This is a genomic window from Stenotrophomonas sp. 8(2023) (assembly GCF_030345295.1).
In the GTDB taxonomy this organism is placed as follows: Bacteria; Pseudomonadota; Gammaproteobacteria; order Xanthomonadales; family Xanthomonadaceae; genus Stenotrophomonas; species Stenotrophomonas muris.
Window position 1 is genome coordinate 3,390,975 of the sequence record NZ_CP128404.1, and the last position, 16,447, is coordinate 3,407,421.

Annotated in this window: 13 protein-coding genes; 7 read left to right on the forward strand and 6 right to left on the reverse strand. The window is 66.1% G+C overall.

Annotation, left to right across the window (positions count from 1 at the left end):
* Positions 1–159: 159 nt before the first annotated feature.
* From QP609_RS15845 to mtgA, 3 genes are all read right to left on the reverse strand, one after another.
* On the reverse strand, positions 160–591 hold the full coding sequence (locus tag QP609_RS15845) for a CBS domain-containing protein (protein WP_012511858.1): 432 nt from the start codon (positions 589–591) through the stop codon (positions 160–162).
* Positions 551–1,570, reverse strand: a complete 1,020-nt coding sequence (locus QP609_RS15850; RefSeq protein WP_014648068.1) for a glycosyltransferase family 2 protein — start codon at positions 1,568–1,570, stop codon at positions 551–553. Before QP609_RS15850 ends, QP609_RS15845 begins: the two co-directional genes overlap by 41 nt.
* 64 nt (positions 1,571–1,634) lie before the next feature.
* Entirely contained in the window at positions 1,635–2,381 is a 747-nt protein-coding gene (mtgA, locus tag QP609_RS15855; protein ID WP_197621769.1) for a monofunctional biosynthetic peptidoglycan transglycosylase, read from the reverse strand.
* A 77-nt stretch (positions 2,382–2,458) separates the two neighbouring features.
* Here mtgA and QP609_RS15860 point away from each other — a divergent pair, with 77 nt between their 5' ends.
* From QP609_RS15860 to QP609_RS15870, 3 genes are all read left to right on the forward strand, one after another.
* The gene (locus QP609_RS15860) at positions 2,459–3,352 is read left to right on the forward strand and encodes an Hsp33 family molecular chaperone HslO (RefSeq protein ID WP_014648070.1); all 894 of its coding nucleotides are present in this window, start codon (positions 2,459–2,461) and stop codon (positions 3,350–3,352) included.
* A 116-nt stretch (positions 3,353–3,468) separates the two neighbouring features.
* Positions 3,469–4,317 carry a hypothetical protein gene (locus tag QP609_RS15865; RefSeq protein ID WP_014648071.1) on the forward strand — a complete coding sequence of 283 codons (849 nt, stop codon included), beginning with the start codon at positions 3,469–3,471 and terminating at the stop codon, positions 4,315–4,317.
* Between the two features lie 383 nt (positions 4,318–4,700).
* The gene (locus QP609_RS15870) at positions 4,701–7,589 is read left to right on the forward strand and encodes a TonB-dependent receptor (RefSeq protein ID WP_053496147.1); all 2,889 of its coding nucleotides are present in this window, start codon (positions 4,701–4,703) and stop codon (positions 7,587–7,589) included.
* A gap of 139 nt (positions 7,590–7,728) precedes the next feature.
* Here the strand turns inward: QP609_RS15870 and QP609_RS15875 are convergent, their stop codons facing one another.
* Positions 7,729–8,331, reverse strand: coding sequence for a TetR/AcrR family transcriptional regulator (locus tag QP609_RS15875; RefSeq protein ID WP_005418411.1), 603 nt, complete (start codon positions 8,329–8,331; stop codon positions 7,729–7,731).
* 153 nt (positions 8,332–8,484) lie between these two features.
* On the opposite strand from QP609_RS15875, the gene QP609_RS15880 reads away from it, so the two are divergent.
* The 3 genes from QP609_RS15880 (at position 8,485) to QP609_RS15890 (ending at position 12,419) form a co-directional block, all read left to right on the forward strand.
* Positions 8,485–9,402: an alpha/beta hydrolase gene (locus tag QP609_RS15880; RefSeq protein ID WP_197621770.1), complete on the forward strand. Its 918-nt coding sequence runs from the start codon at positions 8,485–8,487 to the stop codon at positions 9,400–9,402.
* A complete protein-coding gene (locus QP609_RS15885; protein ID WP_014648074.1) occupies positions 9,399–11,876 on the forward strand; it encodes an acyl-CoA dehydrogenase in 2,478 nt (825 codons plus the stop codon). Before QP609_RS15880 ends, QP609_RS15885 begins: the two co-directional genes overlap by 4 nt.
* A gap of 75 nt (positions 11,877–11,951) precedes the next feature.
* Positions 11,952–12,419 (forward strand): hotdog fold domain-containing protein, encoded by a 468-nt coding sequence (locus QP609_RS15890; RefSeq protein ID WP_014648075.1) that lies wholly within the window; start codon positions 11,952–11,954, stop codon positions 12,417–12,419.
* A 488-nt stretch (positions 12,420–12,907) separates the two neighbouring features.
* Here the strand turns inward: QP609_RS15890 and QP609_RS15895 are convergent, their stop codons facing one another.
* Both QP609_RS15895 and QP609_RS15900 read right to left on the reverse strand, forming a co-directional pair.
* On the reverse strand, positions 12,908–13,258 hold the full coding sequence (locus QP609_RS15895) for a DUF1304 domain-containing protein (RefSeq protein WP_014648076.1): 351 nt from the start codon (positions 13,256–13,258) through the stop codon (positions 12,908–12,910).
* A gap of 76 nt (positions 13,259–13,334) precedes the next feature.
* Positions 13,335–14,663 (reverse strand): MFS transporter, encoded by a 1,329-nt coding sequence (locus QP609_RS15900; protein WP_197621746.1) that lies wholly within the window; start codon positions 14,661–14,663, stop codon positions 13,335–13,337.
* A 284-nt stretch (positions 14,664–14,947) separates the two neighbouring features.
* Here QP609_RS15900 and QP609_RS15905 point away from each other — a divergent pair, with 284 nt between their 5' ends.
* A complete protein-coding gene (locus QP609_RS15905; protein ID WP_032960851.1) occupies positions 14,948–16,348 on the forward strand; it encodes a serine hydrolase domain-containing protein in 1,401 nt (466 codons plus the stop codon).
* Positions 16,349–16,447: the final 99 nt, after the last annotated feature.

The following is a 16,447-nucleotide window of genomic DNA, read 5'->3' on the forward strand; positions in this document are numbered from 1 at the left end:
TGGCGCCATGGATGGCGCCATCGAGCCTACAGGGACGTACTTGCGGCGTGTCCTGCACGCCCATGCCCTCCGCCTCTCCGACGTATCAGGAAGGCGCCGCTTCTGCTTCTGCACTTGCTGTTGGCGGGCCGGCGGGCCGCAGGCCCGCCAGCGAACACCTCACCCCGCCACGATGTACTGCTGCAGCTGGTCCAGCTCGCGCCGCTGCGCATCAATCACCGACTTCACCAGGTCACCGATGGAGATCACCCCCAGCACCTGCGCGCCCTCCACCACCGGCAGATGGCGGATGCGGTAGTCGGTCACCAGTTGCAGGCAATGCTCCACCTGCTCACCGGGCGACACCGTCACCACCTGCGCCGTCATGATCTCCGCCACCGCGGTATCGCGCGATGAACGATCACGCAGCACGATCTTGCGCGCGTAGTCACGCTCGGACAGGATCCCGACCAGCCGCGGCCCGTCCATCACCAGTACCGCACCGATGCCCTTTTCCGCCATCAACCGGATCGCATCGATCACCGCCGCGTCCGGCGCGACCGCATGTACTTCAGGAGACTTGCCATCCAACAGTTGCCGTACCGTCGTCATCTGCCTGCCCTCCGAGGGTGGGTTGCAGGGCCGAGTCTGCCACGGCGGATGCTAGCCACGCGTCAACCAGGTACAACGGCCGCTGCTTGGACTCTTCGTACAGCCGCCCCAGGTACTCTCCCACCAGCCCCAGCGCGATCAACTGCACTCCCCCCAGGAACAGGATCACCGCCATCATCGTCGGCCAACCCGCCACCCGGTCGCCATACAGCGCCGCCTTCACGATCACCCACAGGCCGAACACGAACGCGACTGCGGCGGTTGCCAGTCCCAGGTAGGTGGCAGCCCGCAGCGGCACAGTCGAGAAGCCGGTGATGCCTTCGAGGGCGAAATTCCACAGCCGCCACAGGCTGAATTTGCTGGTGCCGGCCACGCGCGCGTGGCGGTGATAGGGCACGGCAATCCGCTTGAAGCCTACCCAGCTGAAAAGCCCCTTCATGAAACGGTGGCGCTCACGCATCCCGCGCAGGGCGCTCAGCGCGCGCGGGGACAGCAGGCGGAAATCTCCGGTATCGGCCGGGATCGGCGTACGCGACAGGCGACCCATCACCCGGTAGAACATCGCTGCCGTGGCGCGCTTGATCCAGGACTCGCCATCGCGGGCCATGCGCGTGCCGTAGACGTTGTCATGGCCCTCGCGCCAGCGCGCGACGAATTGCGGCACCAGCTCCGGCGGGTCCTGGCCGTCGGCATCGAGGATCATCGCTGCCCCCTCGTGCACCAGATCCAGGCCCGCGGTCAGCGCCGCCTCCTTGCCGAAGTTGCGCGACAGCTTCAGCGCCGAGACGCGCGCATCAGCCTGGGCCAACCCCGCGATCACCTCCCATGTGCGGTCATGACTGCCGTCATCCACATAGAGAATGTGGCCGTCGATGTCGGGCATGCCGTCCAGCACCGCGCACAGCCGTGGATGCAGCAGCGGTAATGCCAGGGCCTCGTTGTAGGCGGCGATGACAAAAGTGAGCCGTTCGCGGGTCATGCCCGAATTGTACATTGCCGGCCAGGCGCACGACCCGTCGCCCGCCGCTCACGCCACGCCTGCCTCAGTCCTCCGACAAGTATGACGCGCCGCCCAGCTGGCGCGCCTGGCGCTGGATCCATGCGGCGCGCCGCTGCACATACGGCCCCGGTGCGGCCGCGTTGTAGCGTCGCGGTGCCGGCAGTACCGCCGCCAGTCGCGCACTCTCGGCCGGGCTCAACCGGGCCGCGTCCTTGCCCCAGTATTTCTGGGCTGCCGCCTGCGCACCGTACACACCATCACCGAACTCGGCGATGTTGGCGTACATCTCCAGGATGCGCTCCTTCGGCCACAGCGCCTCGATCAGCACCGTGTACCAGACTTCCAGGCCCTTGCGGATCCAGCTGCGGCCCTGCCACAGGAACAGGTTCTTGGCCACCTGCTGGCTGATCGTGCTGGCGCCACGCAGGCGCCCTCCCCTGGCGTTATGGTCGCGGGCCTTTTCGATGGCCTGCAGATCGAAGCCATTGTGGTCGGGGAAGCGCTGGTCCTCGGCCGCCACCAGCGAGATCGGCAGGCTCGGCGCCATCTGGTCGAGGTCGCGCCACTGGTAATGCAGCCGATAGGACCAGTCCGCCTCGCCCAGCGCCTCGCCGTAGCGCCACAGCATCACCGTGGACACCGGCGGGTCGATGAAGCGCAGCACCAGCACCTGCAGGCAGCTGAAAGCAGCCAGCAGCACCGGCAGCCACAGCAGCCGCCTCCAGCGCCAGCGCCGGCGCGGCGCGGCCACCTCCGCCACTACCTTGTGCTGCTCTCCCGCTGCCCCCATTACTGGTGCATCCTTCTTCTGTCTGGTTGTCGGCGCATTATCCGGCAACCGCCCCCGTTTACGCGCGATGTGAGCCGATGACCGCCAACTCCGATTCCCTGATCCGTTTCCTGCTCCCCGACGCCGGCGTCCGCGGCGTGCATGTGCACCTGCAGGCCACCTGGCAGGAAATCCTGTCCCACGCCGTGTACCCGGACGCCGCTGCCGAGCTGCTCGGCGAGGCCTGTGTCGCCTCGGCCCTGTTCACCGGCCACACCAAGATCGACGGCCGCCTGTCAGTGCAGCTGCGCAGCAGCACTGCCCTGCGCACCCTGTTCGCCGAATGCACCGCGGGCGGCACCCTGCGTGGCATCGCCCAGCTCAGCGAAGGCGCCGACGCGCCGCGTGACCTGTCCAGCCTCGGCGATGACGCCATCCTCGCCATCACCATCGAGAACCCCGGCTTGGACCCGCGCGAGCCGCAGCGCTACCAGAGCCTGGTCGCGCTGACCGCGCCGGAACTGGACGAGGCCTTCGAGGACTACTTCCGCCAGTCGGAGCAGCTGCCCACCCGCCTGCTGCTGGCGGCCGACCGCAACGGTGCCGCCGGCCTGCTGCTGCAGAAACTGCCGGGCGACGAAGGCGACGAAGATGGCTGGGCGCGCGCCAGCGCCCTGTTCGAGACCCTGGGCAAGGCCGAACTGCTGGCGACCCCGGCCGAGCAGCTGCTGCACCGCCTGTTCCACGAGGAGCGGCCGGAGCTGCTGGGTGAAAAGCCGCTCTCCTTCGCCTGCTCCTGCTCGCGCGAGCGGGTGGCCGGCATGCTGCAGTCGCTGGGGGAAGAGGAGGCCCGAGCGGCCGCCGAGGACACTGGCGCCGTCGAGGTGCGTTGCGAATTCTGCGGACGCGAGTATCACTTTCCATTGACGGAGTTCGGCATACTGTTCCACGGCGCCCAGGGGGCTGTACCGGCGCCTGAACGACTTCAGTGAACGGCAGTCTTGTACCTGGGGAGGATCAAGGCTTGTTAAGAATTCATAAACACCCTAGGATCGAGTTCCCGTCCCCACGGGAACTTCCGTTGTCTGTCCCTGTCTGAACTGGTCCGATGCGTACCTTCCTGCGTCTACCGCTGGCCCTGCTGATCGCCCTCGGCGCGATCACGGGCGTGCATGCGCAGAGCAAGGACACCCGCACCGTGCTGCCGGTCTGGAACAAGGGCAGCGGCAAGGTCGAGGCGCTGCTGTACCTTGAGCCGACCGGCGAACAGGCGGCCGGCGCCCGCTGGCATTTCGGCCGCAACTCGCTGGACGCGGCCTTTGGCCTGTCCTCCGGCGATTCGCTGGGCCTGCTCTGCAACAGCAGCAGCGGCACCAGCATCAGCGGTCTGGCCAGCCATTGCATGCTGGCCAGCCTGGGCGACGAGGATGATCTGAACAGCCGTCGTTTCAGCGGTACCGCCGCGCTGAACCGCGGCAACAGCCGCCTGGGCATCACCGCCGGCACTGGCCGTGAAACCCTGCCCGCCTGGTTGTCGGGCCCGAACAAGACGCCCTCGCTGCGTGCCGAGCAGAACGATCTGACCGTGTTCGCGCAGAAGAACATCGGTCGCGAAGGCTTCGTCTCCATTGCCGGTACCTACGCCAAGGCGCGCCTGGTTCCGCTGGCCGACGCCTCGCCGGCCATCGTCGATCGCTGGGACAGCAAGAGCCTGAGCATCGGCGCCGGTTACGGCAACTTCACCGGCAGCATCATCGGCCGCGTGGTCGACGTCCCGGGCAAGCCCGGCAAGTGGGAAGGCCTGGGCATCGGCCTGACCTGGCGTACCCCGTGGTCCGGCCAGCTCACCGTCGGCGCCGAGAATGTGATCAGCCGCGGCAAGAATCCGTTCTCCCCGCGCAACGAAAGCAACGACGACGGCACCGTGCCGTATGTGCGTTACGAACAGGATCTCTGATCCCGGTAAACAGGCTCAGCAACGATATTCCCAAAGGCGCCGAAAGGCGCCTTTTGCATGTGCAAGCCTGCCGCGCACTTGCGTAACCGGTATCGCCGCTGGGCGATGAAACGCTGCGCACCGACATAGTGAGATACATTTCAATCGAAACTTTTTTCATCATTCTGCGTTAACAAACGAGGCAGAGCGCCCTGACCATGCCGGTAAACTATTGAGTGGCATCGAAAAAGCGCATCTTTACCAAAATCACAGGCTTGATTAACACAGCTTTAATTCTTGGCGAACGCCCGTTACTATCGGGTCAGCCTCGCGATTTGGGAGCGCTTTTTCGCTCCCCCGCCGGGCATTAACCCCAGCCAAGATTTCTTGGAGAGAGAGAGCCAATGAAACTCAAGTCCAGCCAGCTGCGTGACGCAGTTGTGATCGCGCTTGTCGCCGGTGCCACCACCGCGACGGCCCACGCCCAGGAAGCCACCAACCTCGACCGCATCGAGGTCACCGGTTCGCGCATCCGTCAGGTCGATACCGAAACCGCCCAGCCCGTTCTGAGCATCAGCCGCGCTTCGATCGAGAAGAGCGGTTTCAAGACAGTTGCCGACGTCCTGCAGAACATCTCTGCCGCTGGCAGCCCGGCCATCAGCCGTTCCGAGCCGCTGTCCTCCGGCGAAGCCGTCGGTGGCTTCTACATCGACCTGCGCAACCTCGGCGCCGAACGCACCCTGGTGCTGGTCGACGGCAAGCGCCTCGGCGCCAGCGTCAGCGGCCTGCAGGACGTGTCGCAGATCCCGTCGGCCATCGTCGAGCGCATCGACGTCCTGAAGGACGGCGCCTCGTCGATCTACGGCTCCGACGCGATCGCCGGCGTGATCAACATCATCACCCGCAAGAACTTCCAGGGCCTGGAAGCCAACGCCTACGTCGGCCAGTACGGCGAAGGCGACGGCCAGAAGAGCAGCTTCGACTTCGTGGCCGGCTTCACCGGTGATCGTGGTTCGGTCACCATCGGTGCGGAATACGCCGAAGAAAAGGCCGTCTGGGCCAAGAATCGCTGGTTCAGCAAGTCGCAGCGCACGGATCGCCACCCGGACCGCGGCTGGACCCCGGTCAGCCAGTGGGGCGCGGTCTATGACGTCAATGATCCGAATGCACCGTTGCTGACGCTGAACCGTGGTGGAAATCCGTTCGATCCGAACGCCTATCACGAGACCGACCTCACCCCGATCACCGGTGACGTCAGCAACTCCAACGAGCAGATGCACCTGCTGACGCCGACCAAGCGTCGTTCGGTGTTCGCCAACGTACAGTACGACCTGACCGACAACATCCGCTTCGTCTCCGACCTGCTGTACACCCGTCGCGAGTCGCAGGCCCAGGTCGCCGGTTATCCGCTGCAGTCGGCCGACTATGAGCGTCAGCTGGGTACCGTGCTCTCGCAGGACAGCTACTACAACCCGTTCGGCACCGACATGGGCTTCATCCGCCGTGGCTGGGAAGTGCCGCGCCTGTCGACCAACAAGCTGACCACCTTCCGCTTCACTGGCGCCCTGCAGGGCAGCTTCCAGTTCAATGACAAGTACTTCGACTGGGAAGCCGGCTACATCTACCAGAACTCGGAGAACCTGCAGACCCAGACCGGCAACTACAACATGCTGGCGGTCACCCAGGCCACCGGCGCGTCGTTCCTCAACCCGGCCACCGGCCGCGTCGAGTGCGGCACGGCCGCCGGCCTGGCCGCGGGCACCAACCCGATCTATGGCCCGGGCCCGGGCGGCTGCATTCCGTGGAATCCGGCCATTCCGTACGGCCGTACCGGCGACGGCGGCCTGACCGGCAATCCTGCCCTGCAGCAGTTCCTGTTCCCGACCACCAAGAACACCGGTGAAGTCACCACCAAAACCTACTACGCGAACATCGCCGGCAGCCTGTTCACCCTGCCCGCCGGCGACCTGGGCTTCGCGCTGGGTTACGAGTACCGCGAAGACAAGGGCACCTACGTCCCGGATGCGCTGTCACAGTCGGGCTACTCGACCGATCTGGCGGCCGGCCCGACCGGTGGTGGCTACAACGTCAACGAAGTGTATCTGGAGCTGAATGTTCCGATCCTGGCCGACCTGCCGGGTGCCAAGGAACTGAGCTTCAACGCCGCATCGCGCTACTCGAAGTACAACACCTTCGGCAACACCACCAACAACAAGTTCGGCCTCAAGTGGAAGCCGATCGACCAGTTGCTGGTGCGTGCCACCTATGCCGAGGGCTTCCGCGCACCGACCATCGATAATCTGTACGGTGGCAGCTCGCAGACCTTCGCCTACTTCACCGATCCGTGCGATACCGATTTCGGCCTGGCTGCCAGCGATCCGGCCACCGCCCAGCGTTGCGCCGCCGCTCTGGGCGCGCTGGCCCCGAATTTCCGCCAGCTGAAGCAGGGTTACGTCCCGGCGGAAGGTCAGGATGAGCAGAGCCCGGTGCCGTTCAACGCCGTCTCCAACCCGAACCTGACTCCGGAAAAGTCCAAGTCCAAGACCGTCGGCCTGGTGTGGAGCCCGACCTTTGCCCAGGGCCTGAACATGAGCCTGGACTGGTGGAACATCAAGATCACCAACACCATCGTCACCGACGATCCGACCACCCAGCTCAACGACTGCTACGTACTCGGCATCGCCGACCGCTGCAACTCGTTCACCCGCGACGCAACCCGTGGCATCGTGACCAACCTGACCTACGCACCACGTAATGCCGGTTACCAGGAAACCGAAGGCTTCGACTTCGATGTGGCCTATCGCTTCGAAACCAGCAGCTGGGGCAGCTTCAACGCCAACCTGCAGAACACCTACGTCAGCAAGAACGTGCTGAAGACCACCAACGCGCAGCAGGTGCCGGTGTCGATCCTCAACGGCTTCAGCAGCAACTTCCGCCTGCGTTCGAACCTGGTGCTGGGCTGGGAATACGGCGATTGGGGCATTACCTGGGGTACGCGCTACTTCTCCAGCGTGAAGGAACAGTGCTACTTCTCGACCGAGTGCAGCCTGCCTGACTTCGGCTCGCCGGATCCGGCACGCGACCAGCCGATGAACCGCCGTGGCGCCACCACCTTCCACGACGTCCAGGTCTCCTGGAACGCACCGTGGAATGCAACCATCGCCGTGGGCGCGCGTAACGTGTTCGATCATTACGGCCCGCAGATGTACTCGGCGCCGAACTCGCAGTACTCCTACTACGGTGGCTACGACATCGGTCGCTTCATGTACATGCAGTACAAGCAGAAGTTCTGATCGGCACTCTGATCAGCTGATGCAGCAACGGCCCCGCAAGGGGCCGTTGCTCTTTGTGTCGCATGGAAACAGCTGGCCAGGCACAACAAAAAAGGCCGCGGTGTCGCCGCGGCCTTGCTTCAACATCATTCCCGGGTGCTCATCCGTTCGGAATCAGCGTCTCGATCAGATGCTCGACGTACGCTTCGAAATCCTCGCGCGCCTGCTTGGGCTGCTGCAGCTGCAACGACAACTGCAGGAAGCCGACATACGCGGCGTAGGCAAGGCGTGCCCGATGACGCGCATCGGTCGAGCTGAGGCCCGCCTGGCGGAACGAGGCGACCAGATAATCGAGGCGGCGCTGCGAGACGCGGTCGATCACCGGCCGCACCATCGGATGATCCAGTGCCTTCAGCAGCTCGCTGTAGATGATGTGCGGCTGCACTTCATGCGCCACCATCTGGAACAACTGGCGCAGGCGCACGCGCGGATCCGGCACGTCTTCCAGGCTGCCGAACACCTGTTCCTGTTCGAACAGTTCCCAGCGCTCCAGCGCCGCCTGCAGCAATGCATCGCGCGAAGGGAAATGCCAGTAGAAACTGCCCTTGGTAACGCCGAGCCGCCGTGCCAGCGGCTCCACCGCGACGGCGCCGACACCTTGTTCAGCAATCAGATCGAGGGCCGCCTGGGCCCAGTCTTCGGCACTCAGGCGGCTGTTGCGGCCGGCGCGCGGTTCGCCGGCGGAAGCGTCAGGTTGATTCATGGGCTGATTTAACCATACGCCGGGGTTCGTTGCAGTACGCGGTTGCGGTCGAAACCGTCGCAGCCTCCCAGGCGAGGTCCATTCAGGGGACTTCCGCAGCGCACCATACCGTGCAGTATTGACTTCCCCCCGAACCGATCCATACTAGCAAGTATGGTTACGTCCCCACCTCCCGCTGCGTTCCATGACCTGCGCCAGGACGCCGCCCATGGCGCCCGCCTGGCCGCCACCGCCAGCGACCATGGCCGGCGCGGCCGGGTGCTGTTCGCGCATGGCTTCGGCCAGACCCGCCACGCCTGGAATGCCACTGCCCGCGCACTGAATGCCGCCGGCCTGCAGACGCTGGCCTACGACGCCCGCGGCCACGGCGATTCGGACTGGAATGCCGCCAACCTGCCCTATCACGGCGAACAGTTCGCCGATGACCTGATCGTGCTGGCCGGCGAGCAGCCGCGCCCGCCGGTACTGGTTGCCGCATCGATGGGCGGGCTGTTCGGCCTGCTGGCCGAGTCGCGCTGGCCCGGCCTGTTCTCGGCGATGGTGCTGGTCGACATCACCCCGCGCTGGGATACCGCCGGCGTCGAGCGCATCCTCGCCTTCATGACCGCCCATCCCGACGGCTTCGCTTCGCTGGCCCAGGCCGCCGACGTGATCTCGGCGTACATGCCGCACCGTCCGCGCAAATCCGAGCAGTCGCTGCGTGCGCTGCTGCGCGAGGACGGCCGCGGCCGCTGGCGCTGGCACTGGGATCCGCGCCTGGTGGCCGAACTGGCCCGCGACAGCGAACAGCACCAGGACGCACTGGCCGAGGCCGCGCGCCAGGTGAAGTGCCCGCTGCTGCTGGTCAGCGGCGGACGCAGCGACCTGGTCACGCCGCAGACCGTGGCCGAGTTCCTGGCGTTGGCGCCGCATGCGCGCCATGTGCAGCTGCCGCAGGCCACCCATATGGTCGCCGGCGATGACAACGACGCCTTTACCGCTACTGTGTTGGACTATCTGGACGTGTTGCCCGCAGCGGACGCTGCGGCTTCGTCCGCCACAAACGAGCACGTCACCGGAGCACGCTCATGAGCATCGTTCTTCCCTTCCTCGCCCTGCTGCTGGCAGGCGCGTTCGTCGCCTACCACCGCATGCGGCTGGTTACCTGGACGCTGATCAGCGTGGCCCTGCTGGCCGCCTGCTGGTTCATTCCCTACGTCAACCAGACCGCCACGATCGTCGCGGCCGCCGTGTTGGCCGTCATCGCCGTGCCGCTGCTGCTGCCGTTCATCCGCAAGCCGCTGCTGACCGGCCCGATGATGAAGGTGTTCCGCAAGGTGCTGCCGCCGCTGTCGCAGACCGAGCGCATCGCACTGGAAACCGGTTCGGTCGGTTTCGAGGGCGAACTGTTCACCGGTGATCCGGACTGGAACATCCTGCTCAACTATCCCAAGCCGCAGCTGACCGCCGAGGAACAGGCCTTCCTCGATGGCCCGGTGGAAGAGCTGTGCGCGATGGTCAACGACTGGGAAATCACCCATGTCCATGCGGACCTGCCGCCGGAACTGTGGGCCTTCATCAAGAAGAACAAGTTCTTCGGCATGATCATCCCGAAGGAATATGGCGGGCTGGGCTTCTCCGCACTGGCCCACCACAAGGTGATCCAGAAGCTGGCGTCGGTGTCTTCGGTGGTCAGCTCCACCGTCGGCGTGCCCAACTCGCTGGGCCCGGGTGAACTGCTGGTGCATTACGGCACCCAGGAACAGAAGGACCAGTACCTGCCGCGCCTGGCCGATGGCCGCGAAGTGCCCTGCTTCGGCCTGACCGGTCCGTTCGCCGGCTCCGACGCCACCTCGATCCCGGACTACGGCATCGTCTGCAAGGGCGAGTGGAACGGCGAGCAGGTGCTCGGCGTCAAGCTCACCTTCGACAAGCGCTACATCACCCTGGCCCCGGTCGCTTCGCTGATCGGCCTGGCGTTCCGCATGTACGACCCGGATGGCCTGATCGGCGATACCCGCGACATCGGCATCACCCTGGGCCTGCTGCCGCGCGACACCGCCGGCGTTGAAATCGGCCGTCGCCACTTCCCGCTGAACTCGACGTTCCAGAACGGCCCGATCCGCGGCAAGGACGTGTTCATTCCGCTGACCCAGCTGATCGGTGGCGCGGCGATGGCCGGCAAGGGCTGGAACATGCTCAACGAGTGCCTGGCCGTGGGCCGCTCGATCACCTTGCCGTCCACCGCCAGTGGTGGTGCCAAGGCCGGTGCCGCGGTGACCGGCGCCTATGCGCGCATCCGCAAGCAGTTCGGCCTGTCGGTCGGCCGCTTCGAGGGCGTGGAAGAAGCGCTGGCCCGCATCGGCGGCAAGGCGTACAAGATCAGTGCGCTGTCGCAGGCCACCGCCGCCGCGGTTGACCGTGGCGACGTGCCGTCGGTGCCGTCGGCGATCGCCAAGTACCACTGCACCACCATGAGTCGCGAAGTGATCTCGGACATGATGGACGTGATCGGCGGCAAGGGCATCATCCTGGGGCCGCGCAACTTCGCTGGCCGCAGCTGGCAGGCCGCGCCGATTGCGATCACCGTGGAAGGCGCCAACATCATGACCCGCAGCCTGCTGATCTTCGGCCAGGGTGCGATCCTGTGCCACCCGTGGGTGCTGAAGGAAATGAAGGCCGCGCAGGATCCGGATACCCGCGCCGGCCTGCAGGACTTCGACCGCAGCCTGTTCGGCCACATCCGCTTCGGCATCTCCAATGCCGTGCGTTCGTTCTGGTTCGGCCTGACCGGCGCGCGCTTCGGTGCCGCCCCGGGCGACGCCTATACCCGCCGCTACTTCCGCAAGCTGGACCGCTACTCGGCCAACCTGGCGCTGATGGCCGACATCTCGATGATGACCCTCGGCGGCAAGCTGAAGTTCAAGGAATCGCTGTCCGGCCGCCTGGGCGATGTGCTGAGCCACGTCTACATGACCAGCGCCATGCTCAAGCGCTACCACGACGAAGGCGCACCGCAGGCCGACCAGCCGCTGCTGGCCTGGGCCTTCCATGACAGCGTGCACAAGATCGAAGAGTCGCTGTCGGCCGCACTGCGCAACTTCCCGATCCGTCCGATCGGCTGGCTGATGTGGGCACTGATCTTCCCGCTGGGCCGTCGTGCCGAGGCTCCGGGCGATCGCCTGAGCCGTCGTGTCGCCGCCCTGCTGATGGCGCCGAATGAAGCCCGCGACCGTCTGGCCAGTGGCGTGTTCCTGACCCCGTGCGAGAACAACCCGGGCGGCCGTATCAACAGCTACCTGAGCAAGGCGATCATGGCCGAGCCGGTGGAGCGCAAGTTCCTGAAGGCGCTGAAGAGCAAGGGCATCGAGGCGCTGGACTTCAAGGCGCAGCTGGACGAAGCCGTGGCCGAGGGCGTGATCACCCAGGATGAGCGCAGCCTGCTGGAAGAGCTGCGCACGCTGACCCTGGACACCATCAGCGTGGACGACTTCGACACCCACGAACTGCGCGCGGCCAGCTACTACGACCGCCAGCACAAGGACCCGCATTCGCAGGCAGCCTGATCGCCCGCGACACGCGTTGCTTCGACGGCGGGCCTCGGCCCGCCGTCGCTTTATCCGCCGACCGGAATACCCACCATGTCCACGCCCCTGCTCTCGCTTTACCACCGGCTGCAGCGCTGGCCCGCCGGCACCTGGCTGTTCTCGCGCGCGGTGTGCTTCAAGGCGCCCTACTTCGCCAGCATCGCGCCACGCATCACCCGCCTGGAACACGGCCGCTGCGAAGGCACGCTGGCCGACCGCCGCAGGGTGCGCAACCACATCGGCACGGTGCACGCGATCGCGATGTGCAACCTGGCCGAACTGACCGCCGGGTTGATGGTCGATGCATCGCTGCCGAAGGGCATGCGCTGGATCCCGAAGGGGATGCAGGTGCAGTACCTGGCCAAGGCACGTGGCACGCTGCAGGCGGTGGCGTTGCCGGCACAGCCGATTGTCGTCGCGGCCGAGGGCTATGCCCTGCCGGTGACGGTGAGCGTGCGCGACCGTGCGGGCACGGAGGTGTTCAGCGCGGTGATCGACATGTGGTTGTCGCCGGCGAAGTAGGTTCCCGCGAACGGCGCAGCCCCTCGTGGGTGGACGGTTGATCGCGGAAAGCCCTGGTTAGGCTGGGGACGGTGGGTTCGCGGGGGACGCCGTGAACCCATCCCTGGGGGCTTGGCCGCGACATCCATGCCGCGGACACCCCCGCGAACCCACCGCCCCCAGCCTCGGACGCATCTCTGCGGCGTCCACCCACGCAAGAGAAAAAAGAAGGGCAGAAGCAAAAGCAAAAGCGGCCCACCGGCCGCTTTTTGCTGTTGCTGTTGCTGTTGCTCTTGAACTTCTTTTTCTTCTCCGTGGCTGGCCGCGCCCTGAAACTGTCAGGGGTGTGGCGGGTGGGCCGTTCAGGGGCGTTGGCGCCATGGATGGCGCCATCGAGCTTACATGGACGTACTTGCAGCGTCCCCTGCACGGCCCACCCGCCCTCCCCCCCCAACACATGACCCGCTCCACGCGACCAACCCACGAGGGGCTGCGCCGTTGGCTGGAAACTACGCCAGCGCGCGAAACACCAACGCCAGGATCGCCGGCACCGCCTGGATCATGAAAATACGGCGGCTCACGCTGTACGCGCCATAGCACCCCGCCACTACCACGCAGGCCAGCGAGAACGTCACCAGCACCGGCTGATCGATCACCAGCCCCACCACGATGCCTGCCGCCAGGAAGCCGTTGTACAGGCCCTGGTTGGCCGCCAGCACGCGCGTGGCCCCGGCCTTCTCCGGCGTGTTGCGGAAGGTCTTCAGGCCCAGCGGGCGGGTCCACAGGAACATCTCCAGCACCAGGAAATAGACGTGCAGCAGTGCGACCAGCAAGGTCAGGGCGAGTGCGATCCAGTACATGTGCGGTTCCTTGGACAGGGAAGGAGAATGGGGTCAGCGCCCTTTCCCCGCGGGAAAGGGCCCTGACCCCGGCAAATCAACGGTCGCGCGGCAGCTTCTTTTCTTCGCGCAGCACGCCGAACGCAGCCAGGGTCATGAAGCCGGCCACCAGCACGCCGCCGATGAACACCACGTGCGAACCGAACAGGGTCAGTGCCTTGTGGATCCAGGTGAACCCCAGGTCCGCGCCGCGGTACACCACGGTGTCGATCGCCGCGCCGGCCTTGTAGCGCCACTGCCGGTCCACGCGCGTGTAGATGGTCTCGCGCGCCGGCTTGGCCAGTGCGAATTCGCTGGCGCGGGTCACCACCTGCACCACCGCGACCATCAACGGCATCGGCGAGGCTGCCAGCACCGAGAAGCCGATCAGGATCGCGAAACCGGGAATCAGCAGCGCCGGCGCGATGCCGTGGCGCGACAGCAGCCAGCGGGTCAGGCCCACCTGCATCAGCAGCGCCAGCGCGTTCACCGCCAGGTCGATGCGCGAGAAGAACGCGGTACTGGCCGCCGGGTCGGTAAACGCCGCGCGCACGATGCTGGCCTGCTGGTTGTACAGCAGCGTGCCGACGCCCACGCCGAACACCACCATCACCGCCAGCCAGCGCAGCAGCGGCTCGCGCACGATCAGTTTCAGGCCGTCCAGCACGCTGCCGCCCATCGGTTGCTCGCCGGACACCAGTTGCTGCTCGCGTTCGCGCAGCACCGCCCAATGCCGCAGCCGCCAGATGCACAACAGGCACACGACCAGGAATGCTGCCGAGACCAGCATCAGGTTGGCGATGCCCACGCGCTGCGCCAGCGCGCTGGTGATCAACGGGCCGAGGAACGCGCCAACGGTGCCGGCCGCACCGATGTAGCCGTAGTAGGCACGCGCCTGTGCGTTGGAGAACACGTCGGCCATGAAGCTCCAGAACACCGCCACCGCGAACAGGTTGAAGACCATCACCCAGAGGAAGAAGGCCATGCCCCGCCCTGGCACGTGACTGTCGAACAGTGCGTAGAACCCCAGCAGGGTGACGATGAAGAAGCCGTACACCACGGGAAGGAACACACGGCGCGGGAAGCGGCTGACCAGCCAGCCGTACACCGGCTGCAGCACCAGCATGATCACGAACACGCAGGAGAACAGGAACTGCAGGACGAAGTCCTTCAACGCGATGCCATGGCTGGCGAACCAGGTGATCAGCACGGGCGGGAACACCGTTTCCAGGTCCGCCGAGGCGGCCATGGCCTCACGCACCGGGCGCAGCACGTAGTAGCCGCTGAGCAGGCAGAAGAAGTACAGGAACGACCACCACAGCGCCGGCGACTCGCGCAGCGCCGCCGCCAGGCCCTGCAGCGGCCCCTTGCCCGATGCAGCGCTCATGCAGCGCCCCTCGCCCACAGACGGCGGTTGGACAGCAGCATGGCAGGCTCCGGGGCGGTGAAGCGCGTACGTTAGCCAATGCACTGCAACATCGCCAGCGTGACGCGCCCTCGCACCTGCGGACGGACGCGACGACCGGCCTGGACGACACGTTCCGATACACACTTTCGGGGCGTCAAAATTCCAACTTTTTCAACAAGATGCGCATTCATCTTCGCTTTGTTTGTGCACAGGGGAAAAGCGGCGCTAGAATCGCCATCAGCAGTCGCGCACGGGTCCAACCGATGAAAAAGAACAGCCTGCGTCGTCCGATCCGTTCGGCGGCCACCGGTTTGCTGGGCATGTTGATGCCCGTTGCCTTGTCCACCACCGCGCAGACACCGCCGGCGTTGCCGCCGATGCCGACCAACATCGAATCCGCGACGGCTGCCACCGTCGCCCACACCCAGCCTGCGGCCTACCGCACCGGTCTGGTGCCGCGCGTCCAGGCGCCGGCGGCTGGCTTCAACGTCGCCAACATCGAGTCGATGGCGCAGCAGCTGACCTATGGCGAGCGCGTGCCAGGCATGGCGGTGGCGATCGTGCAGGGCGGCCGCATTCTCAGCGCGCGTGGCTATGGCGTCACCGACGTCAACAACCCGCTGCCGGTCGATGCGCACACCGTGTTCCGCCTGGCCTCGCTGTCCAAGGCCTTCGCCGGCACCATGGCCGGCCTGCTGGTCAACGACGGCACGCTGCGCTGGGACAGCAAGGTCACCGACTACGTGCCGGGCTTCCGCCTCAATTCGCCCGAAGCCACCGACCGCCTGACCGTGGCCGACGTGCTCAGCCATCGCGTCGGCCTGCCGTACAACGCCTACGACCGCGACATCGAAGGCAACGCCGAGTACTACGCGCTGACCCAGAAGCTGGCCAACACCAGCCTGAAATGCCTGCCGGGCGACTGCTACGCCTACCAGAATGTGGCCTTCAGCCTGATCGGCGACGTTGTCTATGCGGCCTCGGGCAGCTTCTACGAGCAGTCGGTCGAGCGCCGCATCTTCAAGCCGCTGGGCATGAATGACGCCAGCCTCGGCCTGGCCGGCATCCAGGCCAGCTCGCGCTGGGCGCGTCCGCACGTGCGCAGCCGCAACGGCTGGGTCTCGCTGACGCCCAAGCCCACCTATTACCGCGTCGCTCCGGCGGCTGGCGTCAACGCCAGCGCCAGCGACATGGCGCAGTGGCTGCTGGCCCACACCGGCCATCGCCCCGACGTGCTGCCGGCACCGCTGCTGGCCACCCTGCATTCAAGCCTGATCAACACGCCGGGCGAGATGCGTTCGGGCTGGCGCCGTGAGCGCCTGCACTCGGCGGGCTACGCATTGGGTTGGCGTACCTTCGACTACGCCGGCCACGACGTGGTGTTCCATGCAGGTGCCGTGCAGGGCTATCGCGGCCTGGTCGCGCTGGTGCCGGAACGTGACCTCGGCATCGCCATCCTCTGGAATGGCGAAAGCGGCCTGCCCAGCGGCCTGCTGCCGACCGTGCTCGACTCGGCTCTTGGCCTGCCGGCGCAGCGCTGGCTGGACGTGGACACCGACTTCGGCAGCGACAACCTGATGGCCGAGGGCGCAAGCCCGGCGCAGCAGGACAAGCGCAAGGGCAAGGGCGCCTCGGGCAACCGCGCGGTGGCTTCGCCGCGCTGACCAGGCGGGCTCGACCGTGTGTGCGAAGGGCGGCCCATCGGTCGCCCTTTTTGTTGGCCGTTGCAGCGTCGAGCCCATGCTCGGCTCTGCAGTTCCGCA